The organism is Shinella sp., from assembly GCF_049651085.1.
Lineage (GTDB): Bacteria > Pseudomonadota > Alphaproteobacteria > Rhizobiales > Rhizobiaceae > Shinella.
The window spans coordinates 1-25,841 of the sequence record NZ_JBASBL010000027.1; the positions used below are offsets into that span (position 1 = coordinate 1).

Here is a 25,841-nt window from a genome sequence, read left to right on the forward strand (position 1 = left end):
CTCAGTAACGCCATGTCGATCACTCCAGAGCCCCCGCTGAAACCTCGCGAGGGATGATTGAAACATGGGTCAAATCTCAGTGATAATTTCCCGCAATCCCGGGTCAGCTCTCAGTGCAAATCAACACTCGCTCGGCAGAGATCTGCAAGCTCGAGGTGGTGGTTGGAAACATTTGTTCCCTTAGAGCAATTGATGGGCTTCCAGTATGCGGTGGCAGTCGAGTGGAATCGCGAAACCTCGGGCGCCAAGTGCGCTGAACTTCATGACCAGTCTTCATGCATTCTCGCGTGAGCTGAGAGTTTCAATTTGGCAAACGGCGTCGTAGCCAATCCTAGCAGACCCACGAGAAGCTGTTTGACGGACAAATTGGCCTATCCTCCTCTTCCGATCTCTTCGTGTATCCACTCCGTGAATGCTCTTACCGCAGGCCTATGCTCAGCCGCCTCCGGGTAAAACAATGCGATCAGCTTGCTGGCTTCGACGCGAAAGTCGAACAGCCGGAACAGTTTGCCGCTGTTGACGTCCTGCTCCACCAAGGAGCGCATAGCGATGCCTATACCCTGGCCGCATGTTGCGGCCTCGATCATCATGTATGCCCGTGAGAACGAGATGGCGCGGTGGGTCGGGAAGGGGGGCAGGCCCAGCTCGGCAAGCCAGCTGTCCCAGCTTGCGCCAAAATCCAGCCCTTCCAGCGTGGTGTGCAGGATGGGATAGTGCCCGAGATCGGCGGAGGTTGTGACGGGCTGCCCGGCACGAAGGATCGATGGCGCGCAGATCGGCCAGATCTCGTCCTGCAGGAGGATTTCCTGCCGAATGCCTGGTTGTTTCTCACGGGCGAAACTGACCGCGATGTCGACACCGTTGGAAATGACATCGTCGAGGCTGACGTAAGACAAAAGCCTGATCTCGATGTTCGGATAGAGTTCACCGAACTGCGATATGCGCGGTGCCAGCCATTTCGCGCCGAAGGACGGCAGTGAGCCGACGACCAGCTTGCCGGTGATGTCGCTCGACCGGATGCTGTCGAGCGCGCTCTCGATATTAAACAGGGACTTGCGAACGACGCTGGCGAGAAGCTCGCCTTCGCGGGACAGGACGAGTTTGCTATGGATACGGTGAAACAGCTTCACCCCGATCTGGCCTTCGAGAAGGCTGATCTGTTGGCTGATGGCGCTCCGCGTCAGGAAAAGCTCTTCTGCGGCCTTTGTGAAGCTGAGGTGGCGCGAGGCAACCTCGAAGGAACGCAGTGCGGTCAGCGAGAAGTGAGTGAGTGCCATCCTGTGTCGCGTTCCTCAGCCGTGTCCGCGCCGGGCCCGGACATGACCTGCGGATGCGCGATTCAGAGAGCATGCCGGCTCATGTCTGTCAAAAAAAACTTTCGAGCTTGCCTGCAAGTGCATCGTTTGCAGCCGAAAATAGTGGTGCATGGAACCGAAATACCACGCGTTGCGGCTTTGGGCGTAAGATAGGCTAACGCAATCCGTTAGGTCTTACCGCTTGTTCAGTGCCCACCCCGCTGCCAATGTCCACTTGCCAAGCCTTCCTTGAGCCGGCGGCGAAAGCCGGGAAACGATCTTCAGAAAATATTCAATGAAGAAGGATGCCATGTCCGAAGCCGTCATCAGCGATAACACTGTGGTCTTTTTCGGCAGCCATGCGGTTGACCACTATGTCCGCTGCCAATACTGGCCGAGCGAGGGCCAGAAGATCAATGCGGTGCCAGCCGGCCGGGTTTATGGTGGCATGATCCCGAACGCAGCGTCCATCTATGCGGGATACGGCTTGCCGCCGACGTTGATGGGGCCGCTGCAGGACAACGAGGACGCCGACCCGATCCTGGCCGAGATGGCGTCGAATGGTATCGATACGCGTCTGGTGCGTCGCTCGCCGCAATTCACCAATTCCTACGCCTACAATTTTCTGAGCGAACGCAATGCGAGCGAGAAGACGCTGATCATCATCGATCCCGGTTACGATTTCGCCCTGTCGGCCGAGGAGCACAGGGTCTTCACGGGCGCGAAGTACATCTATTCCACGATCGCCCATCTGCGGCGTATCGCCAACGTCACGGACGTACTTGCGCAAGCGCGGACCAATGGTGCCAGGCTGTTCATCGATGTCGAGGCGGAATCGTTCCGTTCCGCGAAGGAGGACTGGTGGGCCTTTTCCACGGCAGATTTCGTCTCGTTCAATGACGAGAGCATTGGCAAGTTCCGTGGTGGTTCTTCCACCGAAGAGGCAATCGGCGAATTGCTCGAAAGTACGCGCGGCGAAGTTGTTCTGACCCTCGGAAAGGAGGGGTGCGAGATTTACCTGCCGAACAGGAGCGTCCACATAGCCGGGCATGTGGTATCGGCGGTCGATCCGCTCGGGGCCGGCGACACGTTCAATTCGAGCTATCTCTACGGCCGCGCTGCAGGATGGTCCGTCGAGCGATCTGCGCATTTCGCAAACGCCGCAGCGGCACGCTCGACCACACTCGTCGGCCCACGCAGCGGGCGGGCATCCGTCTCAGAAATCGAGAGTTTCATTCAAATGTCAGGGCAGTCAGATGCTGCCGCTGCTGTCCTGGCGTGACTATAGGCAAGCACAACAGACGTTGATCAAATCGAGGGGGATACAGATGATCAGGAATATGTTGTTGAGTGGTGTCAGCGCAGGCATTCTGGCAATGAGCGCCGGCTGGGTGTTTGCGGCCGAAGTCAACGTGACTTCAATCGGGGGCGCCTATCAGCGCAGCCAGGAACTCGGTTACGGCCAAGCCTATGAAAAGGCCGGCAACAAGATCAACTGGAATGTCTATTCCGGTGGTCTCGGCGAAGTGCGCTCGCAGGTCGCATCCGGCAATGTCATCTGGGATGTTGTCGACATGAACAATGCCGATTCCAACATCGGCTGCGCGGAAGGCATCTTCGAGAAGATAGATCTCGCGGAGGTAACCGAAGCGGCCCCGAACGGCGCCGGTGTCGACGACTACCTGATCGAACGCCCGAATGATTGCGCCGTCGGCACGGTGACCTACTCCTGGACTTACGCCTACAACAAGAACACGTTCTCCGGAGCGCGGCCGACCGTCGTTGCGGACTATTTCGACACCGCGAAATTCCCCGGCAAGCGTGGGGTTTGGAGCAGTCCGACGCAGGCGATCGAGATGGCCCTTATGGCCGACGGCGTGCCGGCCAACCAGATCTACAGCTATCTCGAGGAAAACGGCGAGGAGGCAGTGGACCGCGCGCTTGCCAAGCTCAAGACGCTGCACGAAGACAAGAACGGCGGCCTGGTATTCTGGAACGGCGGTGCGGAGCCGCCGGAATTGCTGGCGAAGGGCGAAGTCGTCATGTCGACCGGCTGGAGTGGTCGCTTCTATGATGCGGTCGTCAAGGAAGGCGCGCCCATCGAGCAGGTTTGGGACGGCCAGATCATGGATTTCCAGAATTTCGTCGTGCTGAAGGGCGCTCCGCACCTCGATGCGGCGAAGGATTTCCTGCGGTTCGCCACCGCTACTGACAATATTGCCGAAACCGTCCGCTACATTCCCTACGCTCCGTGGAGAAAGTCGGCGGGCGACAAGATCATGGCGAACGAGCCCTGGTCCGAAGACGGTAAGACGGCAGTTGGCCCCTATCTGTCCACCGCGCCTGCCAACATGACCAACTACCTCGAAATGGGTTCTGACTATTGGCAGAACCACCAGGATGAGGTCAACGAACGCTGGATTGCTTGGAAGTCCCGCCTTTGATCGATCCTCCCATGGGCCTCGGGATGATTTCCGGGGCCTACCCCCTCCGAACGATCTGGTGAACGCGCACTCATGGCCACTACCGCACCTCCCCTGACAATTTTGCCCGCCCGATCGACCTGGCGGATGCGGCGGACGTCTGTCGTCGGCCTGATGCTGATGGCGCCGCTCGCACTGCTGATCGTTCTGTTCCTGATCTTGCCATTGTTCCGTTTCGTCGTCCTCAGCGTCGACAATCGCGAAATTGCCCAGTCCCTGTCGGAAACCGCCGCTGCGCTCGAGACATGGCAGGGGGCGGAGGTGCCGGGCGACGCCGTATTCGCCGCCTTCGGCCGAGATCTGGTTCGGGAAACCGAAAAGGGCACTATCGCGAAGCTCGGCGCGCGGCTCAACTTCTTCCAGGGCGGGATGAACAGCCTCATCCGCAAGACCACCGCCCGCTCCGCTGATCTGGAGCCGACCGGCGCGGCATTCGTACAGGTGGACAAGCGCTGGGGCGACCTGAAGACCTGGCGCGCCATAAAGCTGGCGACCAAACGGGTCATACCCGAGTATTATTTCAATGCTCTTGATCTGAGGACCGGCAATCCGACGGCCTCGGTGTCAGTCGAGGTTAAGCCGGAAGCACAACAAGTCTACATGCGCCTTTGGATGCGCACGGTTCTGGTCGCGCTTCTTGTGGTCTGTGTGTGCACCGCCATCGGCTATCCTATCGCCTATTATCTCGCCAATGCCCGTGGCATTGCATTCGCCATCTCCATGGGCATGGTTCTGCTGCCCTTCTGGACACCGCTTTTGGCACGGATCGCCAGCTGGATCGTCCTGCTGGAGTCGGGCGGCATCATCAACGGCGTTCTCGTGGCGTTCGGTCTTGTCGATGACGCGAACCGGCCGCAAATCCTGCACAACTTATTCGCAACCGTGGTGGTGATGTCCTATGTCTTGCTGCCCTATGCGGTACTGCCGACCTATGCCGTGATGAACCGCGTGCAACCGACACTGTTCAAGGCCGCCCTGACGCTCGGCGCTACACCCTTGCGCGCCTTCCTGACCGTTTACCTGCCACAGACCCTTCCCGGCGTTCTGGCGGGAGGAATCCTGATCTTCGTCCTGTCCTTCGGCTTCTATCTGACGCCGGAACTCGTGGGCGGACCGAGCGGCAGCCTGATCGGCAACCTCATCGCCTACAATTTCTCCAAGTCCCTCAACTGGGGCCTTGCAGGCGCATTGGCGACGATGTTGCTCCTGGTCATCGCGGCTGCCGCCCTGGTGCTGCGCGCGGTGTCGCCGAAAACCGAGCAGAAAATCTGAGCGAAATGGATGCGACGATGAGACTTTCTGTCAAAATATGGGCTCTGCTCGGTCTGGTCTTCCTGGCTTTGCCGCTGCTCGTAATCATTCCACTGTCCTTTACGTCGGGCCAGTATCTCTACTACACGCCCGAGATGCTCGCGCTGGAGCCTGACGCCTTTTCGACACGCTGGTATACCGCGGTCATGGGCGACCGCGAATGGATGCTGGCGCTGAAAAACAGCGTCTTCATCGGGCTTTCGGCGGCGGCGCTATCGACCGTGCTCGGAACCCTTGCCGCGCTTGGCCTTTCGCGAAGCGGCACACCGCTCAAGGCCTTCTGGGCGGCGCTCATCCTTCTGCCGCAGATCGTGCCGATCGTCATCATTGCCGGCGGGCTCTATTCCGCCTTCTCCGATCTCAAGATGATCGGTACCTATACGGCGGTCATCGTTGCGCACACGGTGCTGGCGGCGCCGGTTGCCGTCATCACGATACGGGCGAGCCTACAGCGCTTCGACTGGCGTCTCGTCTCCGCGTCCGCAACGCTGGGCGCCGGTCCTCTCTACACATTCTGGAACGTCACCCTGCCGCTGATCCGGCCCGCCATTCTTGCGGGGGCCATCTTCTCCTTTGCAGCCTCGCTCGATGAGGTGGTGGTGATCCAGTTCATCGGCGGCTACGAGCAGAAGACCATCCCGCGCGAAATGCTCATCGGGCTTCGCGAGCATCTCAGCCCTGCCATTCTGGCAGTCGCAACGATGCTGGTCGGATTTGCCGTGCTCATTCTGATCCTGGGCGAGTTCCTGCGGCGTCGCGCCGAAAGCTACGCCGAGAAATCAACCTGACCAACAACGACGATAGGATGGCCAGGCCATCCCAACAGGAAAGACGAGACAACATGCGGCATGGCGCGCTTTTGAATGGACCCCTTACGGCCCTGATCGGTGATCTCGGGCATTCGGACAAGATCATGATCGTCGACGCCGGCTGGCCGATCCCCAAGGACCTGCGTTACGATATCTGCCTCACGCACGGCATCCCGCGTCTGACCGACGTCTTTTCGGTAGTCGCCGAAGAGCTGTCGATCGAGAAGGTGATCATCGATTCCGAAATGCAGAACCATGGCCCGGAGGTCTACAGTGAGGTCCATCGCATCATTGCCGGAGCCGCGGCTGCATCGGGTGAGCCGATCGAGGTCGACAACGAACCGCACGTCACCTTCAAGGAACACGCAAAGTCGGTGAAGGGCATCATCAGGACCGGGGAATGCATTCCCTATTGCAACCTGGTTATCGTGGCCGGACTGGCCTTCTCGCCAGCGCCGCGCCGGAGCCCAATCTAATGAGCATCCTGCGCGAGATCGAGACAGAAGCACTCAGGCCCGAAACGGCTGCGGACTTCGGCAGTGTGCTCGTGTTTGACGGACATGCGGCCAGCAATTCCGGCGAGTGGTGGCGATGCTGGGAAGGATGTGCCGAGCTGAGCGCGGGCAGGCAGTGGGTCGGCTTCGTCCAGACGGAGGGCGGCAGTCAGGAAATCCGCGAGATGGAGCGCGAACCGGGGACAGAGATCGTCATTCCGGTCGTGGGCGAGCTGGTACAGCTGGTTGCGACCGGCACGGATGACGCGACCGGCCTCCAGAGGCCCGATGCTTTGAAGGCGCGCGCATTCGTCCTGAAGCCTGGAACGGCGCTGGTAATGGCACCGGGCATCTGGCACGCGGCGGCTTTCGGTCTGCGCGGGCCGGCCTCCTATTTCTACGTCGCCGAGCGCCGTAGGGCGGGCGAAAGCGAGGGCCGGGGCGGCTGGGTCGCGTTCGCCGACCGCCTCCGGCTCGCCTGCCGCACGGCAGTCAACCATGAAGGGATCGTTTGATGGTCGGCGATATAATCACCCGCTACGAGAATGTCGTTAAGAGCTATGGTGCGCTGACCGTGGTCAAAGGCCTAAACTTGGAGGTCAAGCGCGGCGAATTTCTTTCGCTGCTCGGTCCGTCCGGCTCGGGCAAGACGACCACGCTGATGATGCTCGCGGGCCTGGAGACACCGACCAGCGGCCGCATCCTGCTCGATGACGTGCCTATTGAGGGCATACCGCCGCACCGACGCAACATCGGTGTGGTCTTTCAGAATTACGCCCTGTTCCCGCACATGACGGTCGCGGAAAATCTGGCCTATCCGTTGAAGGCCCGGCGCATGGCGAAGCCGGAGATCGGCAAGCGCGTCAAGCGTGCGCTTGAAATGGTCAAGCTCGCGAGCCTCAGCGAGCGCCGTCCGGCGCAGCTGTCCGGCGGCCAGCAGCAGCGGGTGGCGCTCGCACGAGCTCTGGTGTTCGAGCCGAGCGTCGTACTGCTCGATGAGCCGTTGGGCGCACTCGATCGCCAGTTGCGCGAGACCATGCAGCTGGAGCTTAAGCAACTGCACAGCGAGACCTCGGTGACCATGATCTACGTCACGCACGATCAGGGCGAGGCGATGACCATGTCCGACCGGGTCGCGGTGTTCCACGACGGCGACCTGCTGCAATGCGCAGCGCCAAAACAGCTATACGACGAGCCGGAAAGCGCCTTCGTCGCGGAATTTGTCGGCGAGAACAACCGGTTGTCCGGAACCCTGGTGTCGCGCGACGAAGGGCGGGGTTCGATCCGGACGGATGCGGGCATCATGGTCGCGTCAAAGCTCAGCCCTCAGGTGCGGATCGGGGAAAAGGTGCTTCTCTATGTCCGCCCGGAGCGCGCCTCGATCGGTGCGGCGGCGGTCAATTGCGAAAACCGCGTCGAGGCACGGATCGTGGACACGATCTTCCAGGGCGATCATACGCGGCTCCGGCTCGATTTTCCCGGTACCTCCCACTTCACGGTGAAGCAGAACTTCTTTGCCGAACCGAGGCTGCCGGCCATCGGCGACCTTGTTCAGCTCGGCTGGACGGCGCAAGCCCTGCAGGTCGTTCAAGCCTAGCCACACAGAAAGCACTGCGATTGACGCAACCAAGTCGCCGGACCCATCCGGCGGCGCTGAGGCGGCATGCCAAAATAACCATTGCCAAGAACGGATTCGATATGCAAAGGCAAGACTTCCATAAGCTCTTCAAATCGCCGGGACCGGTCGTCCTGCCGGTCATCCATGTACTGGACATCGAGCAGACGGAGCGCAACCTCCGCATCGCAATGCAGGCCGGCGCACCGGGCGTCCTCCTGATCAACCACGACATCAGCGTAGAGGCGTTTCTGCCGATCATTCGCAGCGCCCGCGCCAGGTTCCCCTCGGCCTGGATCGGGGTGAACTTCCTGGCGGTGACGGGCAAGGCAGCGTTTCCGATCCTCGGAGACCTGCAGCGCGAAGGCATCGCGGTGGATGCCTACTGGGCCGATGACGCCTGCCTGAACGAGCTGGAACCGGTAGGCAACCAGAAGGATGCAGCCGAAATCGAGGCGATCCGCAGGACGTCGGGCTGGGAAGGTCTCTATATGGGCGGCACTTGCTTCAAGAAGCAGCGCGAGGTCGCTCCAGAACACTACGAAGTTTCCGCTCAAATTGCGGTTTCTTGGATGGACGTGGTGACCACTTCGGGTATCGCCACCGGCCATGCGCCGGAACTGGACAAGATCGAGGCCTTCAGACGTGGCATCGGCAACGCCGCACTGGCCCTTGCCTCGGGAATCACACCGGAAAATGCGCCGGTGTTCGCACCGCTGGTCGACTGCTTCATCGTCGGCACCGGCATTAGCTTCGACGGTGACTTCCACAATCTCGATCCTGAAAGGCTCGTTCGCCTTCTCGCCTTTACTCGCGGGCAGGGTGAGATACAGTGTCCCGTCTGACGATCCGGGTTTCAACGTGTACGCAGTTATTATGAAATTGGCAGAAATCTGAAACCAACGACATATCGTACGTGGTCAAACACAACAGCGGCGAGAAGGCTGGCCCTTCTCGCCAAAGTAAATCAACTGATATCGGTACCGTCGACATCAATGCCCAAGAAAATGCCGCGAGTTCGTAGGTTGTTCGTTTCGGCCTGATCAACTGGCTCGCGGGAGATCGCGTCAGGCAAAACCGGCGCGTCAGTGGCTTTCAGTGATCTGTTGATTTCGGTTTCGCATTTTCTCTCGTAGCTTGTGTGGTGTCATGCCGAAATTTGCCCGGAACCGCCTGCAAAAGTGCGAGCTGCTTGCAAATCCGACATCGAGAGCGATGTCGATCATTGTCTTGGATGTTCTCTCGACCAACTGCGCGGCTTTTTTCATGCAGATTTTCTCGTAGGCAGTCGCGGGTGAGAAACCTGTTTTGGTCTTGAATATCCGTTCCAGTTGGCGTCTGGAAAGACCGACACGGTCTGCGATCTTCTCTATTTCCAGTCTGTCGTCGATGTTCTCCTCCATGTAGAGCAGCGCAGCACGAATGCGTTCGTCGCAGTGTATGGGCAAGGCGATCGGCATGCGGCTCTGCAGATCCGACCCCTCTCTTCGGCGATCAAGTTGAAGGATTTCCATGGCATTGCGTTCTGCACCTTCGCCGACATGCCGCCGGACCAGCAATGCGGCGAGATCGGCTACGGCGCTGCCACCGGCACAGGTCGTCACGTTGCCGTCCTCCACAAAGAGCCTCTGCGAGGTCAATCGAATCTCCGGAAAACGCGCTTTGAATTCGGAGTGATGCAGCCAACTGACACAAGCCGTCTTGCCGTCAAGCAATCCCGCATCGGCGAGGACGAAGCTGCCCGTGCAGGCGCCGACCAGCCTGACGCCCTTCTGGATGGCGCGTCGAAGGAAGCCGATCGATTCGTAAGATAGCTGCTCCTCGACGTCCAGAAGACCGCCGATAACTACGATATAGTCGAAGCGCTCCGGGTCGCCCAGTCCCGTGGTCGGAACGAGCTGCACACCGCAGCTTGACCGGATCATGTGTGTGTTCGGGCTCAAGACATCCCAGTCGCACAGGCGGCGGCCCGACTTGTCCTCCACGTCGCTGGCAAGCCGCAACGTGTCAACGAACAACGCAAAGGCGCTCATGGTGAATTGCCTGGCGAGAAGGAAGCCGACCCTCAGCCGTTTTCCCGATCCGCCACCGTGGTTCCTGCCGCTTCCAGCGACGACATATCCAATTCCACGCTCCAGCATAGGCTCTCCTTGCTCTCGAAGGACATCGACCACGATCCAGTCCTGCTCGAAAACTACAGAAGGGGAAGCTGCGACGGAAATTTCGATCGCAAATGCCGCCATTAGCAATCTGCACGAAGTTCGAATCCCTTATGCCCGCATTGGAACTTCTAATTTTCCAGCGGCCGTGAAGGTTCCTACCCTCAGTCTCGTCAAACAGCGCGATTGGCCGCGGAGAAGGAGTTTTTCATATGAACATGTTTGCGCGAGGGATGCCGAACCAGCTCCTACGGTTGCAGGAAATGCACAATGGCGAGAAGGTGCAGCCGACCTTCTCAGCAACTGAGATGGAGCGGCGACAGAATGCGATGCGCCGTATTTTGGAGGAATTGAAGCTCGAAGCTGCGATCCTCACGTCCTACCACAATATCTGCTATTTCTCCGATTTCCTCTATTGCTCCTTCGGCCGACGCTATGCCTTCGTCATCACGCCGGAAAGGGCAACCTCGGTCTCCGCCGGTATCGATGCCGGCCAGCCTTGGCGACGCACTTTTGGCGACAACATCACCTATACCGATTGGCAGCGAGACAATTTCTTCCATGCCCTGCAGCAGCTTCTGCCGAATGTCTCGCGCATCGGTATCGAGTTTGACCAGGTGAACCTCGAGCTGCGCGGCTTGCTGGAAGAAGCATTTCCGAATGTAGAGTTCGTTGATATCGGTTCGCCCACCATGTGGTTGCGCACGATCAAGTCGGCCGAAGAGATCGCGCTCATCAAGGAAGGAGCTGCGACTGCCGATATCGGCGGCGCAGCTGTGGCGAAGGCCGTGCATGAAAATGTACCGGAATATGAAGTGGCGCTCGCCGGTACACAGGCCATGGTGCGTCATATCGCGGATCGTTTTCCCAATGCCGAATTGATGGACACGTGGGTCTGGTTCCAGTCGGGTATCAACACGGACGGAGCGCACAATCCGGTCACCTCGCGCCGGGTGGAGAAGGGCGATATTCTCTCGCTGAACTGCTTCCCGATGATCGCTGGTTACTACACGGCCCTGGAGCGCACGCTGTTCCTTGATCATGCCAGCGACGAGCACCTGCGCATATGGGAGATCAATTGCGCCGTCCATCGGCGTGGCCTCGAGCTGCTGAAGCCTGGCGCGCGCTGTGGCGACGTGGCGACGGAGTTGAACGAGATCTATCGAGAGAATGGTCTTCTCGGCTATCGCTCGTTCGGCTACGGTCATTCCTTTGGCGTGCTGTCCCACTATTACGGCCGTGAAGCGGGTGTGGAACTGCGCGAGGATATCAATACCATTCTCCAGCCGGGTATGGTGGTCTCAATGGAGCCGATGCTGACCATCCCAGATGGCATGCCGGGCGCCGGTGGCTACCGTGAGCACGATATCCTTGTCATGACGGAAAACGGCTCGGAAAACATCACGGGCTTCCCCTTCGGCCCGGAGCATAATATCCTCCCCGCCTGACCCGTCTGCGGGCAACTTGAAACGGGCCGTCCAAGCGGCCCGTTTCCCTTTGGAAGTGATGCTGCCTGTGAGAAACATCCCGACCGATCTTCTTCGCACCTTCCTTGCGGTCATCGACTTGCGCAGTCACACACGCGCCGCCGAGCAGCTGGGCCGCACTCAACCCGCCATCAGTCTGCAAATGAAGAAACTGCAGGAGCTTTTGAACGTTCCCCTCTTCGTCAAGGACGCCGGCGCCCAGCCGACCGAAGCAGGCGAGCTCGTCGCCAGTTACGCCCGTCAAATGCTGACACTGAATGACGAGATGGTACTGCGGTTGTCCAAGCGCGACCAACAGGGCAAGATCCGCCTTGGCATTCCCAACGATTATGCCGATCATTTCCTGCCCAAACTGATGCCGCGCCTTGCTCGCAGCGGCCATGATTTTCGCTTCGAAGTCGTTTGCGATCTTTCGCATGTGCTTCTGCAAGGCCTTCGCAACGGTCTCTATGACCTGGTCGTGGCGATGACGCCGGATGGGCCGGCCGAAGGCGCGTTCATGACATGGAAGGAGCCGCTGACCTGGGTCGGCGATAGCGCGACCTCCGTGGTAGCGGATAGGAATGCCGGCTTGCGTATCGTCTGCTACCCGGAGGGCTGTCTGTATCGGCGGGCAATGCTGACGGCCTTGCAGCGCGACGGACGCAGCTACGATATCGTCTATACCAGCCCCAGCTTGGCAGGTCTGGAAGCGGCAGTCGGCTCCGGCTTCGGCAACACCGTGCTCGCGCGCCGCATCGTTCCTGCCAAGCTCGCAAGGCTTGATGATGTGCTTGGGCTGCCAAGGCTCACGGACGTCGTCGTGGGCATCTATCTCAGTTCGGATCGAAAGCGCTCGCCAGTTGCGGAAAGTTTTGCGGCGCATTTCGCCGATGCTTTTCTCGCGGGCTCTCGGGACGATTAGGGCAAAATCACCGGAGCAGCGAAGCTGCTTCGCAGACATCGCCGGAAATGAAGAGAGCGTTCTCCTGTAGCGGAAAACGCTCTTTTTAGAGGCAGCGGCGGATTGTCAGGCGCGACGCAGGCTACGGAAGAGGTTCAGCACCACGAAAAGCGCAATGGATACTGTGGTCAGTAGGCTCGCCGCAGCCATGATCGTCGGGTTGATCTGGTCGCGGATGCCGGAGAACATCTGTACCGGCAGTGTGCGCTGCTCAGCGCCTGTCAGGAACAAAGCGATGATTACTTCGTCGAAGGACACTGCAAAGGCCAGCAGCGCACCGGAGACGATTCCCGGTAGAATGAGCGGCAGCGTGACCGAAAAGAAGACACTGACCGGCCCGGCGCCGAGGCTAGCACCCGCTCGCGTGAGATTGGAATCATAGGTTGAAAGTGCCGAAAGCACCGTGACGACGACAAAGGGGATGGAAAGGGCCGCATGGGCAAGCACGAGGCCGGTCCGCGTGTTGGTCAGCCCAAGCGTGCCGAAGAACATATAGGCGCCCACGGCGATGATGACGACGGGCATGATCATCGGGGAAATCATCAGCGCCATGACCGCCTTGCGCGCAGGAAAACCGGGGCGGCTGATGCCGAGTGCGGCAAGCGTCCCGAAGAGCGTGGCGAGCGCCGTGCTGAGTAGAGCAGCGAAAAGGCTGTTGAAGAGGCTCTGAGTCCAGCGAGGATTCTCGAAGAAATCCGCATACCACCGCCATGAATATTCCTGAATGGGGAAGGTGAAGAAGGGATCCTTCGAGATCGAGAGCGGGAACACGACGAAAAGCGGTCCGATCAGAAAGACAAGCACGATCAGGGCGAAGGTGACGACGGCGAGGCGGCATAGCCGTTCGCTGCGGGTCGCGTAAGCAGGTAGCCACATGGTTCTCATCCAAGCTTGATGCGCTCCGCGCCGACGAGACGCAGGAACAGGAGATAGATGGTAAGCGTAATCACAAGGAGCAGGAAGGCGAGCGCAGCTGCCATGCCCCAGTTCAGATCGCGGTTGATATAGGTGGCGATGAAGTTCGACATCATTTGGTCGCGTGGGCCGCCGACCAGGGCAGGTGTGATGTAATAGCCGAGCGAGAGGATGAACGTCATCAGGCATCCGGCAGCAACGCCCGGAAGTGTCTGCGGCGCATAGACCCGCCAGAAGGCGAAAAGTGGAGGAGCGCCCAAGGATCGCGCCGCTCGCATCTGCCCTTCAGGGATGGACTTCATGACGCTGAGAATCGGCAGGATCGTGAAGGGAAGCTGAATGTGGGTCATGGCCGTCACCGTACCGAAACGGGTCAGCATCAGTTGCAGCCTCTCCGTTGTGAGGCCGAGTGCCAGAAGCGCCTGATTGATGACGCCATCGGTCTGCAGCAGGACGACCCAGGCGGTGGTGCGCACGAGAAGCGAGGTCCACAGCGGCAGAAGCACCATCAGCAGCAGGAAGCCGGCGATGCGCGCGGGCGCGAGGGAGATGACATAGGCGGTCGGAAAACCTAGAAGCAGCGTCGCGAAGGTCACGAGCCCTGCAATCCAGAGCGTGCGCCCGAGAATATCGAGGAACACGGCTTGATCCGCCGGCACTTTCACGAGGCTGCCGGATGCATCCTGCCCGAGATCGATGGCCGTTAGCAGATAGTAGGGCGTCACAGAACGGGCATTTCGCTTCAGGATCGCCCACAGGTCCGGATTTGCCCAGACGGGATCGAGTGCGCTGAATTGCGGTGCGCAAGCGCCACCCTCGAAACTGTCAAGATGGCGCACCACAGACATGATGCGGCTGCGCATGCCGGCGCTCTCGTAGTTGAGGCGTTTACCGAGAACGGCGGCGGTGTTGTTTTCCTTCGCGCGGGCAAGATCGGCAGCAAGCGCAACGAAGGCCGCCTCGCCGGGAATGGATTGTCCATCCCAATCCTCGAGCGCGGTAAGGGTTTGTGGCAGAACCTCGCGCACTTCCGGGTTGCGAACGGCCGTAGTGAGGAAGAGGCCGATCGGCGCGGCGAAGGTGAGGATCAGGAAAAGCAAGGCTGGTAGCGCCAGTGCAAATGCTCTGAGACGACCCGGCCGCTCGGCCCGCCTTAGCGCGGCGCGGAGCTTGCTGCTGGAGGAGGGGGTGATCAGGGACATCGTCTCGGCCATGGCTACCTCGTCAGCGTTTGGCAGTCGGCGGCAAAGCAGGCCATGCCGATGCGGCTTCCCGGAATGATCGCCGCGCCTTCCGCGGCAGGCAGGCAGGCGATCAGACGCTCGGCCCCGAAGGCCTCCAGTGTGAGTCGGACCCGGTCTCCGAGGAAGGTTCTTTCCAGGACCTGCGCGGGAAAGCGGTTTTCTGCTCCTTCTCTTTGCGGATCGTCCAGGCACAGACGTTCGGGGCGCACGGATACGCTGAAGTCCTTCTGTGCCTGACCGGCGGGACCTGTTGTTTTGAGCTGCGTTCCGTCCGCCATGCGTACGACGCCATAGCCGCTTTCCGCGCCTGCGAATTCGCAGGAAAGCGTGTTGTTGTCACCGATGAAACCGGCAACGAAGCGGTTCTCCGGCCGGTTATAGAGGGTAACCGGATCGGAGAGCTGCTGAATGCGGCCTTCATGAAATACGGCGATGCGGTCGGACATCGTCAGCGCCTCCGACTGATCATGCGTGACATAGACCATGGTGATGCCGAGGCGTTGCTGGATTTTCCGGATCTCGACCTGCATATGCTCGCGCAGTTGCTTGTCGAGTGCGCCGAGCGGTTCGTCCATGAGAATGAGCTTCGGATTGAACACCATGGCCCGGGCGAGCGCTACGCGCTGCTGCTGTCCGCCGGAGAGTTGCGCTGGACGGCGCCCGCCGAGGCCGGTGAGCTTAACCAGGTCCAGCGCGTCTTCGACGCGCCTGCCAGCCTGAGCGCCCCTGACGCCGCGATAGCGCAGCGGAAAGCCGACATTCTCCGCAACCGTCATATGCGGGAAGAGCGCGTAATTCTGGAAGACGAAGCCGATGTCTCGCCGCTCCGGCGGTAGGCGCTCTACCGCCTGACCTTCAAGCAGGATGCGTCCACTTGTCGGTTGTTCGAAGCCGCCGAGCATCATGAGGGTCGTGGTCTTGCCCGAGCCCGAAGGTCCAAGCATGGTCAGGAACTCGCCGCGCCTTACGGAAAGATTGAGGTTTTGGACGACGAGCGTGCGGCCATCATAGGTCTTTTGCACATGTTCGAACGCCACCATGGCTTCCGAGGCGGCCCGAGGCGCCTGTTCGGGGCGCCTCCTTTCCAGTGTGATCGTGTTCATCCGCCGCTCCTCAGTTGGAAAGCCAGGTGGTGAAGCGTTTGCGAATTTCGTCGCCGTGATCCGCCCAGAAGGCATTGTCGAGCGTCAGTGAGCTGGTCAGGTTTTCGGGACTTGTCGGAAGGCTTTTGGCGTCTTCCGGTGCTACTTCCGCCGTGGCCGTCGTGCGGACAGGGCCGTATGGAATGTATTTCGCAATACCGGCCAGGATCTTCGGTTCGACCGCGAAGCGGATGAAGTCGAGCGAGCCCACCATGTCCTTGGCGCCCTTGGGGATGACCCAATAGTTGGAATCGAGGATCTGGTTGTCCCAGACAATACCGAAATTGCGCCCCTCCTTGTTGGCGTTGAAGATGCGGCCATTCCAGGCCGTGGTCATGACTACCTCGCCGGAGGCCAGCAGTTGCGGCGCCTGCGCGCCCGCTTCCCACCAGACGATCTCGTCCTTGATCGTGTCGAGCTTGGCGAAGGCGCGATCGAGGCCATCGGCTGTCGCAAGCGTAGCATAAACGTCTGCGGACGCTACGCCGTCGGCCAGCAGCGCGAACTCGAGATTGGTTGCGGGGTTTTTCCAAAGGCCACGCTTGCCGGGGAAACTGGCAAGATCGAAGAGATCAGCGAGCTTCGTAGGCGGCTTGTCGAGCTTTTCTTCGTCATAGGAGAGGATGGTCGCATAGACGATCGTCCCGACGCCGCAATCCGATGTTGTGCCGGCCAGCCATTCCGATTTCGGCCCGATCTTCTCCCAGTCGATCGGCTCGAAAATACCTTCGTCACAACCCTGCAGCAGCGTCGGCGCATCGACGTCGACCACGTCGATCGTCGTGTTTCCGCTGTCGATCATCGCCTTGATCTTGGCGATCTCGCCGCCGTATTCCTGTTCGGATACTTGGCGTCCCCTCTCTTCCGCATAAGCTCTGAAAACCGCCTTGCGCTGCGCTTCCTGATACGCGCCGCCGAAACTCATAACGGAAAGCGGTTCGGCGGCGAGAGATGCCCCGAACGCCAAGCCATAGGCGAGCGTCGTCGCCGCCAGAAACATCGTTTTTCTGAACATTGAAAATCCTCTCTGGAGACAGATGTCATGTACCCGTCGCAATGCCCGTCTTGCTTGCGGGCTATGGGAAAAGCCTATGTTGCGACATGCAAAGGCGCAAATAAGTAGGTTTCATGCGCACATGAGCGCCGCTTATCAGCTGGGCCTTCTGCAGGTGTATACAAAGCTGTTTGGTTTTTCCCGAATAAGCTTTTCTCATTTGGGTGCAGATGGAACTGCAAAAACGTACCGGAATGGGTTCGACGCTCGAGAAGTCTTACTCTCGTGTTGTCTATACAATTTCGAAAATGGGGCCGTGCATCAGTATAATCCAAGCGGAGCTTGGACCAACAAGCATCAGATGAGCCTCAACGGCAAGCGAGACCATTTCGAGCTAGTGGACCTCGTCGCCTTCGGCGAGTTTTGTGGACTGAAGCCGAAGAAGGCCGAGGTGATCATCCGCGACATACACGGCCATATGGAGAACTGGCTGACCTACGCGGACCAAGCCGGCATACCGGAAAGTGAAGCTTTAAAAATTCATCGCGCCATGCGGCGCGAAATCGCTATTCCTGACGAGCGGAAGATATCGGCCTCCAAGCCGGTGTCCGATTCATCAACCCCGTGAGCATTGGCCCCGAAGCGATGCTATTGAGCGGTTTCAAAGAAGAACTGTGTTTCCAGTGATGGAGACATCATCGCCATCGGTCCATCTATCATTGCCGTTGGTTCCGTCCTGCGAACCGGCCCTGCTGGTACGCGCGTCCAATTGGCGCATTTCGTCGAAGGCTTTGATCGCCTGCTGAGAAGGATCACTAATCCTTCTCAATGAACTCGGTTACTTTTACTTTATGGTAAGCATACTGAACGCAGAGAAGCTCGAATTTATTAAGAAACTTTAAAACATTGAGTGAGCCAGTGCTCGCCCTCGATTATGGGGCCGGATGGGTCTCTTGCGTAGATATGACCCTGTGAAGGGACACTTGCCAGAACTAGGTTCCGTAAACCGCGACATGACTCGACATCCGTTGTATCAGGCACTTAACCCGTGCTGGTATTGGGTTGTCGTTTCAAATCCGTTCAAGAGCCTTTAAGTTATGAATTTGTCCGGTGCTCACGCCTCCGCCGACTAACTCGGTGAGATCATAGGTGTATGCAGCACGGCGCATGCCTTTTGAGCAGCTGCTGTTAGGCGTTTGTCTCTGGTCCACAAGCTCGATCGCCCGTCAAGCAGTGTCGAAGCTAACAAGTGTGCGTCCGTGTAGCCGATTCCCATGCTGAAAATCGAATGACGATCTATCATCGTCATGACCTCAACGTGTGTGGCGACGAATGCTTCGCGCTGTGCTGCTAAATACACCAATACGACCTCACGGTCCCGCAGACTGCCAAGTGCCAATTCGCCGATAATCGCAGGGTGGCAAAGTAGGCGGTCGTCTTCGATGATTTTGCGTAGCTCCGAGTCTCCGTAGCGAAAATGATCAATCCAGATGGAGGTGTCTACAAGGATCACTTTGCCGCTTCGCTCCTTCGGCGGGGAGCTGCTTCTGCATCGGGCATGGAGCCTCCGAGCGCGAGCAGTCGCCTTCCAGACTCGACTCGTACGAGCGTTTCCAATGCTTGGCGGACAAGCGCAGCCGTTTCCTTGGTTCCGGTTAGTGATCTTGCTCGTTCCATGAGGTTGTCGTCGAGATTGATAGTGGATCGCATGAAAAAACTCCCGCATTAAGGCGGCATCAATAGCACCATTTGGTGCCGAAATCCACGCCTTCCTGCTTCGCCGCAGTATGGTAACCGCTTACCCATCAGAATTGTTGTAGGGTTTTCGGTTCAAATCCCATTAAGAGCGCTAGGTTAATTTACGCGGTCGCTATTGAGCCGCAACCTTCAGCTTGGCCTGTTCGAGCGCCCAATATTCCATGTCGAATAGGTCGGATTCGCTTATGGGCGTGAAACGGCCATAAGCTTCGGCGGCATTGATTGCACGCGTAGCCTGTTCGCAAAGATCGCCGCCGATCCTTGCTGCCTTGGTATTGGCACCGAGGGCGTAGGTTCCTTTGCCGCGCACCAGCACGACGCGGGGATAAACATCCAGCATGTGCTTCGGCTCGCTGCTGCGGGCGGCATTGCGCGTGAAATAGGCGTGGTAGCGCTCGGCATAGGCGGCAAGTGCCGCCTCGATTGCAGCTTCGTCAGCATCTGCCGCGACGATCATCGGCCAGGGCTTGATGCGGATGACGTGATCGGGCGTGACGGTGCCGCGCAGGCCGATTTCCTCCACATTTTCCTTGGCTGCGTGCTCGCGGATCGCTGCGGTGGAACGGTAGTCGAGGAAGACGCCCTTTGCAAAGGGGGAGCCGTCGCGCATGAGAGCCTTTTCCAGGCGCGCCCTCAGTGCAACCTCTTCTTCGCCGTCGCTCGGCTGGGGGCCGGAAAGCGTGACGCCGGCGCGCGCAAGCTCGGCTTCTGCCATGGTGACGAATTCGATCATCAGCTCATAGGAGGTGCGGGCATCGTCAGCGAAGGTGAAGAGGCCGTGGTTTTCGAGCCAGAGGCCCTGGCAGCCCGTGTGCTTGCGATAGATGCGGTCAGCGACGATGGAGAGATCGAAGCCGGGCATGACATAGGGTACATAGGCGAGGCGGTCGCCATAGATGCGCTGGATTGCTTCGCGCATGTCGGGCTGGTCGGCAAGCGCCAAAATCGCCGTCGCATGTGTGTGATCGACGAAGGCGAAGGGCAGGAAGGCGTGCAGCAGCGCCTCGACAGATGGGTTGGGTGCATCTGCCTCGATGAGGTTTGCGCGCAGGAGAGCCACCATGTCGGGGTCGGAGAGTTTCGTGCCGTTCCTGACGTCGAGCAAGGGTGCGAGGCGCACGGCCGGAAGGCCCGGCGCCTCGATCGTGTCAAGGTCCCATCCGCTGCCCTTGATATGCATCAGCGCTTCGCCATCGGCCGACCTCACCTTGACGGAGGTGTTACCGCCGCCGTGCAGGACGAGGTCCGGATCTCCGCCGATGATGCGGGACGTGTAGATGCGAAGGCCGAGGGCCTCGCTTTGTCCCAAAGTGCGCGCGGCCTCCACGTAGCGGGCTGCGTCCTTGTCGTTCCAGCGGCTTTTCATGCGAATGGTTCCGTCCTTGAATGTGAGTTCGGCGGGCAGCCGGTACCGCCCGCCGTCCGTGCGTGATCAGAAGTCGAAGTTGGCGATGTTGTCCTTGGTGAAGACAGTGCGTTCAGGCAGCAGGATGATGCCGTTGCCGTCGGCTTCGTAGTCGTAGCCCTGCACCTTGTTGGCGGAAACCTCGACGGTGCCGATGCCGGGGATCTCGAGCTTGTCGCCAACCTTCATCGGGCCGTTCTTCAAGACGTGGTCGGCCACGAAGACCGAGATCTTGCCCTGCTGCGTGACGTCCCACAGGCCGAAGCGCTGGATCGTGCCGCGTTCGATATAGGGGCGCATGACGTTCGGCGTGGAGAAGCCGACGATGGTGACGCCTTCGGCACGCTTGAGATTTTCTGCAGCCTGGGCGGCAGCCGGCAGGGCGTTGGCATCGGGCGCGATGATCGCGTCGAGGTCCGGATAGGTCTGCAGGATGCTTTCAGCCGTCTGCAACGATTTCTGCGCATCGTTGTAGCCGTACTGGGTGGTGACGATTTCCCAGCCGGGATGTTCCTTGGCGATCTTCGCCTTGGCGGCTTCCGCCCAAGCATTCTGGTCGGTTACGGTCGGGCTGGAATAGAAGAAGGCGACCTTGGCCTTTTCCTTCGTCACGCCTTCTGCCGCCATGTCGACCAGGAGGCTGCCGAGCTGCTCGGGCGTGCCCTGGTTGATGTAGTAGCTGCGGCAATCCGGGTTGACGTCACTGTCCCACGTCATGACGAGCACGCCGCGTTCCATAGCGCGCTTCAGCGCCGGGCACAGGCCGTCCGGCGAGACGGAGGAGACGATCAGTGCGTTGAAGCCCTGGTTGACGAAGTTGTTGATGAACTGAACCTGACCGGAAACGCTGGGTTCGGTCGGGCCGTCATAGGTGACCTTAGCGCCGACTTCTTCGCCGGCCTTCACCGCACCGGCGCCGCCGGAGGTGAAGAAGCCGACACCCACCAGCTTGGGGATGAAGGCGATCTGGTTTTCGGCATGGGCCGTGCCCGAAGCGAGCATGGTGCCGGCAACGAGTGCCGCGGCGAGGGCGCCGGATTTCATGATTGATTTGATCATTCTCATTCTCCTCCTGAAGTGATAGCCGCCCGGGTCTGTTTCTTTTGCCGGGCGACGGCGATGAAATCGGCCAGCATTGCGCTTCCATGGCGCAATGCGACCGCGACAACCAGCAACCCTCCCGAAAGCGCGCTGGAAATCTGGCTGGGGACGCCGGCTGCCTGTAGGCCCTGCTGCAGGAAGCCGATGACAAAGGTGGCAATCAGGGTGCCAAGGATGGACCCTTGACCGCCGTAGATGGAGGCGCCGCCAAGCACGGCCGCCGTGACGGACGGAAGCAGCGTTGCCGAACCGAGGTCGACACGCGCGGACCCGAAATAGGCCGACATGACGAGGCCCGCGATGGCGGCCGAGACGCCGGTGATCACATAAGTGAGCGTCTGTATGCGGCCGACCGGGATGCCGGCGAAGCGCGCCGCGCTCTCCGACTGGCCCGATAGGAAGACGGCACGGCCAAAACGGGTGAAGTGCAGCAGCACGATCAGTGCGAGCGCGAGTGCAAGGAACAGCGCGAGTGGCGCCGGCAGGCCGAGGACTTCGGCATAGCCGAATGCGTTGAAGGCTTCCGGAAAATTGCCGATGCCTTCGTAGCCGCCTGCGCCGACAAGACCTGAGGCGACCGTCGCTGTCCCCTGGAAGAGGTAGAGACTGCCAAGCGTTACGACGAGCGGCTGGATCTTCGACAAATGGATGACGGTGGCGTTCAGAAGCCCGCAGAGTGCGCCGGAGACGAGCGCCAGCGTGATCGAAAGCGGCAGCGGAACGCCGTAGAAGGTAGCGACGCCGAAGACGATGGCGGCAAGGCCGATCACCGACGCGAAGGAGACGTCGATGCCGCCGGCGATGATGACGAGGGTCAACGGCAGGGCAACGATGCCGATCTGAACGAAATCCGACGTTCCGTAGATCAGGTTCGCGACATTGAGGAAGCGCGGGTTGACGATGCCGAAGATGATGAGTTCGGCGACGAGCATGGCAAGGAGGGCGGTCTCCCAGCGGAAGATCAGCTTTTTCATCGGCTTGCCTCCACAGTGCGCACCGTTGTCGTTTCAGTGGATTGGGCGGGGCCACGTTCGTGCACGGCGTAGCGTCTGGCGCGGATGCGGCGGTCGATAATCTGGCGGATACGCCCGTCGAGCAGCAGTACCGACAGCAGGATCGCGCCGGCAATGAAGTCGTTCCAGTAAGCGGGGATCTTCAGGAACACGAGCGCGCTGTCTATGGAGGTGATGAAGATGACGGCGGCAAAAACGCCCGCGACCGAGCCGGTGCCGCCGAGCAGGCTGACCCCACCGAGCACGTTGACGGCGATCGCCTTCAATTCGATACCGTTGCCGGCCTGGTTGGGAATGAAGCCGATCTGCGCGGCGAAGACGAGACCTGCGAGCGCGGCGCACAGGCCCGTCGCGACGAAGGCAGCGAACTGCACGCGCTTCACCGGCACACCGAGATGGTGCGCGGCGGCGCGGTTGTCGCCGACAGCGTAAAAATAGCGGCCGAAGCGCGTCTTGCGCAGCACGAGCCATGCGAACACGACAAGAACGAGCACGACGACGGTGAGCGCGGAGAAGCCGGGGCCGAGATTGCTGGCGAGCGCCTTGAGGTTCTGCGGCAGGTCTTCGATCCAGCGCCCGCCCGTCAGAACGAGCATGATGCCACGATAAAGGCCGAGCGTGCCGAGCGTGGCAACGATGGAGGGAATGCCGAGATAGGCGACCATCAGCCCGTTGAAGGCCCCGGCCGCAGCTCCCGTGGCAAGGCAGAAGACGATGGCGAGCGGAAGGCCGACGCCGGCATTGAGCGAAAGGCCCAGCACGGCGGCGCTGAGGCCCAGCACGGAGCCGCTGGAAACGTCGATGTTGCGCGTCAGGATGACGATCATCGTGCCGAGCGAGATCAGCATGAGCACGAGGCTGTTGGAGACGACGACAGAGGCTGTGGTGCCGGAAAGATAGCCGGGGGCGGCAGCGCCGATGGCGGCATAGGCGGTGAGGAGAACGAAGATGAGTGTTGCGACGCGGTTGCGTGCGAAAAGGTCAAGCATGGCGGGCCTCCGAAGCGCCGAAGGCAAGGCGGGCGATGGCGTCCACCGATATGTCGTCTGTCAGTTCTCCGCCGGACTGGCCGAAGGCCATGACCTCGACGCGGTCAGCGAGTTGCTCGATCTCGTCGAAGTCCGAGGAGATGAGGATGATGGCGACGCCATCGGCCGCGAGCTTGCGAATGAGGTCGTAGATATCGTTGCGGGCAGCGACGTCGACGCCGCGCGTCGGTTCGTCGAGGATCAGTACTTTCGGTCGCGCTGAAAGGCACTTTGCCAGAAGGACCTTCTGCTGGTTGCCGCCCGAAAGACCGCGCGCCTCCTGGCCGGAGCCGGTGCATTTGATACCCATGCTCGCGCGGAATTCGTCGAAAATCTTCCGTTCCGTACCGGGCCTCAGGAAGAAGGGCAGGCGGTGCACGAGATAGGACGAGACATTCCAGAAAAGAGGGGCTTCAAGGAAGAGGCCGTGCTGCTGGCGGTCCTCCGGAAGATAGACGAGGCCGCGGTCGATGCAGAGGCGCGGTGAGCGCTTCTGCAGTTCCGCACCGTCGAAGACGACGCTGCCCGCCTTCTGGGACCGCAGGCCGAAAAGCGTTTCGGCCAGTTCCGTGCGGCCGGCGCCGACGACGCCGGCAAGACCGAGGATTTCGCCAGCCCGCACATCGAGGCTGATGTTGCGGAAGCCTTCGCCGCTGAGACCATGCACGCTGAGGCGCGGCTTGCCGATCTGCGAGACCTTGCGGCCGTTGCGGTCTTTCCCTGAATCCTCCGTTATCTGCACGCGGCTCATAGCGTCGATGATCTCGGCGTCGCTGTAGTTCTCAAGCGGGCCGGAAAGCACGATGACGCCGTCGCGCAGCACGCTGATCGTGCCGCAAATCTCACGGATTTCGCGCAGCTTGTGCGAGATGAAGAAAATGCCGACGCCCTGTGCCTGCAGTTTGCGCATGCGCTGGAAGAGGGAGCTCGTCTCGAATGGGGTGAGGGCGGAGGTGGGTTCGTCGAGGATCAGCACGCGTGCGTCGCGCACGAGGCCGCGTAGGATCTCGACGATCTGTCGCTCTGCGATTTCGAGGGCTGCTGCCTGTGCATCGAGGTCGAGCGAGACGGAGAGGTCGGCGACAAGCTGTTCGACGCGCGGACGCAACGCTCGAGGTGAGGCGGGAAGGCCGAGGCAGATGTTTTCCAGAACGCTCTGGTTGGGCAGGATATGCGCCTCCTGCGGCACCAGGTAGAGGCCGAGTTCCTGGGCATGGGCGGGCGAGGCATGGGCGAGTGCCCGGCCGTTTATTTCGATCGCGCCGGAGTTGGCCGGGATGACGCCCGACATGATCTTCATGAGGCTTGACTTGCCGGCGCCGTTGCCGCCGAGAAGCGCATGCGCTTCTCCGGCCTGCAAGGCGAGTGAGACACCCTTCAGCACCGGAACGGCACCGTAGGATTTCCAGATGTCCGTCAGCTTCGCGACCCTCCCGGCCGCCGGGCTATCCGTCATTCCGCACCTGTTCATATGTAATTCATGTCTATCATGTGATCATAGTGATTGGACGTCGTCAATATGCTCAAATTGTTCTTGGTATCTTAAAAGCCTTCATGTCGCACAGAAAAATAGGATTTCTTGCCCAAAAACAATGGATTGCGGACGCAAAGAAATTTTCATCACACGGATACGTTGACGTATCAAAAGTTTTTTTGCTATTCAAATGATCAGAGATAGACCGAAGGAGCCGCTTGCATGGCGTCGGATAACGGGGAATGGAGCTACGCCGATACGGACGAGGAAATCCTCACCCGCATCGCGTGGTATTACTACAACGACGGGCTGACGCAGAACGAGATCGGCGAAAAGCTCAACATGTCGCGCATCAAGGTCTCGCGTCTGCTCGAAAGCGGTCGCCGCTCGGGCATCATTCAGGTGCGCATCAACTCGCGCTACCAGGGTTGCCTTGCGCTGGAGCGGCAGATCAAGGAGCGCTATGGGCTGCTTGAGGCCTACGTCGTTCCGCAGTTGCCCGATCAGGACCCGAGTGACCGGCTCGGGCAGGCGGCTGCGCAGTTCCTCATGCAGCGGCTGCAGACGGACGATCTTCTGGCTGTTGGTTGGGGCGCCACCGTCTCGAACACGATCCAGCGGCTCGGCCACCTCGCCAACGAGCGAAATATCGGCCTCGTCAGCCTGACCGGTGGCGTCGGTACGTATGTCGACGGCATGCGCACCGCAAACTGGGGCAGCGGCGTGCATCTGGTTCCAGCGCCGCTCGTCGTGCGCGATCCGGACGTGGCCCGCAACCTCTCCTCTGAGCCCGCTGTCGCCAACCTCCTCGACATGGCACTCAATGCCACCTACCAGCTTGTGGGCATTGGTGAACTTTCCGCCACCTCGACGGTAGTGCGTTCCGGCTATGTCAGCCCGGACGAGGTGGAGCCGTTGCGGCGCAAGGGTGCGGTCGGTGACATCCTTTGCCAGTTCTATAACGAGCGCGGCGAGCCGCTCGACCTGCCGCTGCACGACCGGGTGATCGGCGTGAAGCTGGCGGTGCTGTCGCGCGCGGAAAAGGTCGTGGCGGCAGCGGGTGGCATCCACAAGGTGCAAGCCATCCATGCGGCGCTGCGAGGAAAGTTCGTCGGTATCCTCATTACTGACGAGACGACGGCCGCCGGCCTCATCGAGATCAAGGACTGAA

At 60.1% G+C, this 25,841-nt stretch carries 25 protein-coding genes; 12 read left to right on the forward strand and 13 right to left on the reverse strand.

The window, feature by feature from the left end; all coding sequences use genetic code 11:
- Nucleotides 1–371: 371 nt before the first annotated feature.
- A complete protein-coding gene (locus WA950_RS17380) occupies nt 372–1,277 on the reverse strand; it encodes a LysR substrate-binding domain-containing protein (RefSeq protein ID WP_424552979.1) in 906 nt (301 codons plus the stop codon).
- Between the two features lie 313 nt (nt 1,278–1,590).
- On the opposite strand from WA950_RS17380, the gene WA950_RS17385 reads away from it, so the two are divergent.
- The 8 genes from WA950_RS17385 (at nt 1,591) to WA950_RS17420 (ending at nt 8,852) form a co-directional block, all read left to right on the forward strand.
- On the forward strand, nt 1,591–2,577 hold the full coding sequence (locus WA950_RS17385) for a carbohydrate kinase family protein (protein ID WP_424552980.1): 987 nt from the start codon (nt 1,591–1,593) through the stop codon (nt 2,575–2,577).
- Nucleotides 2,578–2,641: 64 nt separating this feature from the next.
- The gene (locus WA950_RS17390) at nt 2,642–3,739 is read left to right on the forward strand and encodes an extracellular solute-binding protein (RefSeq protein ID WP_424552981.1); all 1,098 of its coding nucleotides are present in this window, start codon (nt 2,642–2,644) and stop codon (nt 3,737–3,739) included.
- Nucleotides 3,740–3,865: 126 nt separating this feature from the next.
- Nucleotides 3,866–5,050: an ABC transporter permease gene (locus WA950_RS17395; RefSeq protein WP_424552982.1), complete on the forward strand. Its 1,185-nt coding sequence runs from the start codon at nt 3,866–3,868 to the stop codon at nt 5,048–5,050.
- Between the two features lie 17 nt (nt 5,051–5,067).
- Nucleotides 5,068–5,877, forward strand: a complete 810-nt coding sequence (locus WA950_RS17400) for an ABC transporter permease (RefSeq protein ID WP_424552983.1) — start codon at nt 5,068–5,070, stop codon at nt 5,875–5,877.
- A 53-nt stretch (nt 5,878–5,930) separates the two neighbouring features.
- On the forward strand, nt 5,931–6,374 hold the full coding sequence (rbsD, locus tag WA950_RS17405) for a D-ribose pyranase (RefSeq protein ID WP_424552984.1): 444 nt from the start codon (nt 5,931–5,933) through the stop codon (nt 6,372–6,374).
- Entirely contained in the window at nt 6,374–6,907 is a 534-nt protein-coding gene (locus WA950_RS17410; protein WP_424552985.1) for an ureidoglycolate lyase, read from the forward strand. The genes rbsD and WA950_RS17410 overlap by 1 nt, the downstream gene beginning before the upstream one ends.
- A complete protein-coding gene (locus tag WA950_RS17415; RefSeq protein ID WP_424552986.1) occupies nt 6,907–7,989 on the forward strand; it encodes an ABC transporter ATP-binding protein in 1,083 nt (360 codons plus the stop codon). The genes WA950_RS17410 and WA950_RS17415 overlap by 1 nt, the downstream gene beginning before the upstream one ends.
- A 20-nt stretch (nt 7,990–8,009) precedes the next feature.
- Nucleotides 8,010–8,852: a hypothetical protein gene (locus WA950_RS17420; protein ID WP_424552987.1), complete on the forward strand. Its 843-nt coding sequence runs from the start codon at nt 8,010–8,012 to the stop codon at nt 8,850–8,852.
- Between the two features lie 240 nt (nt 8,853–9,092).
- Here the strand turns inward: WA950_RS17420 and WA950_RS17425 are convergent, their stop codons facing one another.
- Nucleotides 9,093–10,148 (reverse strand): GlxA family transcriptional regulator, encoded by a 1,056-nt coding sequence (locus tag WA950_RS17425; RefSeq protein ID WP_424553588.1) that lies wholly within the window; start codon nt 10,146–10,148, stop codon nt 9,093–9,095.
- Between the two features lie 251 nt (nt 10,149–10,399).
- On the opposite strand from WA950_RS17425, the gene WA950_RS17430 reads away from it, so the two are divergent.
- Entirely contained in the window at nt 10,400–11,614 is a 1,215-nt protein-coding gene (locus tag WA950_RS17430; RefSeq protein WP_424553589.1) for a M24 family metallopeptidase, read from the forward strand.
- Nucleotides 11,615–11,630: 16 nt separating this feature from the next.
- On the forward strand, nt 11,631–12,557 hold the full coding sequence (locus WA950_RS17435) for a LysR family transcriptional regulator (RefSeq protein ID WP_424552988.1): 927 nt from the start codon (nt 11,631–11,633) through the stop codon (nt 12,555–12,557).
- Between the two features lie 105 nt (nt 12,558–12,662).
- On the opposite strand, the gene WA950_RS17440 is transcribed toward WA950_RS17435, so the two are convergent.
- From WA950_RS17440 to WA950_RS17455, 4 genes are read right to left on the reverse strand one after another with little or no spacing between them, the layout of a single operon-like run.
- Nucleotides 12,663–13,472, reverse strand: a complete 810-nt coding sequence (locus WA950_RS17440; protein WP_424552989.1) for an ABC transporter permease — start codon at nt 13,470–13,472, stop codon at nt 12,663–12,665.
- Nucleotides 13,473–13,477: 5 nt separating this feature from the next.
- Nucleotides 13,478–14,725, reverse strand: a complete 1,248-nt coding sequence (locus WA950_RS17445; protein ID WP_424552990.1) for an ABC transporter permease — start codon at nt 14,723–14,725, stop codon at nt 13,478–13,480.
- A gap of 2 nt (nt 14,726–14,727) precedes the next feature.
- A complete protein-coding gene (locus WA950_RS17450) occupies nt 14,728–15,858 on the reverse strand; it encodes an ABC transporter ATP-binding protein (RefSeq protein WP_424552991.1) in 1,131 nt (376 codons plus the stop codon).
- 10 nt (nt 15,859–15,868) lie between these two features.
- Nucleotides 15,869–16,912, reverse strand: coding sequence for an ABC transporter substrate-binding protein (locus WA950_RS17455; RefSeq protein ID WP_424552992.1), 1,044 nt, complete (start codon nt 16,910–16,912; stop codon nt 15,869–15,871).
- Nucleotides 16,913–17,252: 340 nt separating this feature from the next.
- Here WA950_RS17455 and WA950_RS17460 point away from each other — a divergent pair, with 340 nt between their 5' ends.
- Nucleotides 17,253–17,519 (forward strand): hypothetical protein, encoded by a 267-nt coding sequence (locus WA950_RS17460; RefSeq protein ID WP_424552993.1) that lies wholly within the window; start codon nt 17,253–17,255, stop codon nt 17,517–17,519.
- A 501-nt stretch (nt 17,520–18,020) separates the two neighbouring features.
- Here WA950_RS17460 and WA950_RS17465 read toward each other — a convergent pair.
- The 7 genes from WA950_RS17465 to lsrA form a co-directional block, all read right to left on the reverse strand.
- Nucleotides 18,021–18,404: a PIN domain-containing protein gene (locus WA950_RS17465; protein ID WP_424552994.1), complete on the reverse strand. Its 384-nt coding sequence runs from the start codon at nt 18,402–18,404 to the stop codon at nt 18,021–18,023.
- Nucleotides 18,401–18,601: a type II toxin-antitoxin system VapB family antitoxin gene (locus tag WA950_RS17470; protein WP_046797786.1), complete on the reverse strand. Its 201-nt coding sequence runs from the start codon at nt 18,599–18,601 to the stop codon at nt 18,401–18,403. The genes WA950_RS17465 and WA950_RS17470 overlap by 4 nt, the downstream gene beginning before the upstream one ends.
- 160 nt (nt 18,602–18,761) lie before the next feature.
- Nucleotides 18,762–20,015, reverse strand: coding sequence for a class II aldolase/adducin family protein (locus tag WA950_RS17475; RefSeq protein ID WP_424552995.1), 1,254 nt, complete (start codon nt 20,013–20,015; stop codon nt 18,762–18,764).
- A gap of 66 nt (nt 20,016–20,081) precedes the next feature.
- Nucleotides 20,082–21,113: an autoinducer 2 ABC transporter substrate-binding protein LsrB gene (gene lsrB / locus WA950_RS17480; protein WP_424552996.1), complete on the reverse strand. Its 1,032-nt coding sequence runs from the start codon at nt 21,111–21,113 to the stop codon at nt 20,082–20,084.
- Between the two features lie 2 nt (nt 21,114–21,115).
- Nucleotides 21,116–22,129: an ABC transporter permease subunit gene (locus WA950_RS17485; RefSeq protein ID WP_424552997.1), complete on the reverse strand. Its 1,014-nt coding sequence runs from the start codon at nt 22,127–22,129 to the stop codon at nt 21,116–21,118.
- Nucleotides 22,126–23,157 carry an autoinducer 2 ABC transporter permease LsrC gene (gene lsrC, locus WA950_RS17490; RefSeq protein WP_424552998.1) on the reverse strand — a complete coding sequence of 344 codons (1,032 nt, stop codon included), beginning with the start codon at nt 23,155–23,157 and terminating at the stop codon, nt 22,126–22,128. Before lsrC ends, WA950_RS17485 begins: the two co-directional genes overlap by 4 nt.
- Entirely contained in the window at nt 23,150–24,652 is a 1,503-nt protein-coding gene (lsrA, locus tag WA950_RS17495; protein WP_424552999.1) for an autoinducer 2 ABC transporter ATP-binding protein LsrA, read from the reverse strand. The genes lsrC and lsrA overlap by 8 nt, the downstream gene beginning before the upstream one ends.
- Nucleotides 24,653–24,892: 240 nt before the next feature.
- Between lsrA and WA950_RS17500 the strand changes: the two genes are divergently transcribed.
- A complete protein-coding gene (locus WA950_RS17500) occupies nt 24,893–25,840 on the forward strand; it encodes a sugar-binding transcriptional regulator (RefSeq protein WP_424553000.1) in 948 nt (315 codons plus the stop codon).
- Nucleotide 25,841: the final 1 nt, after the last annotated feature.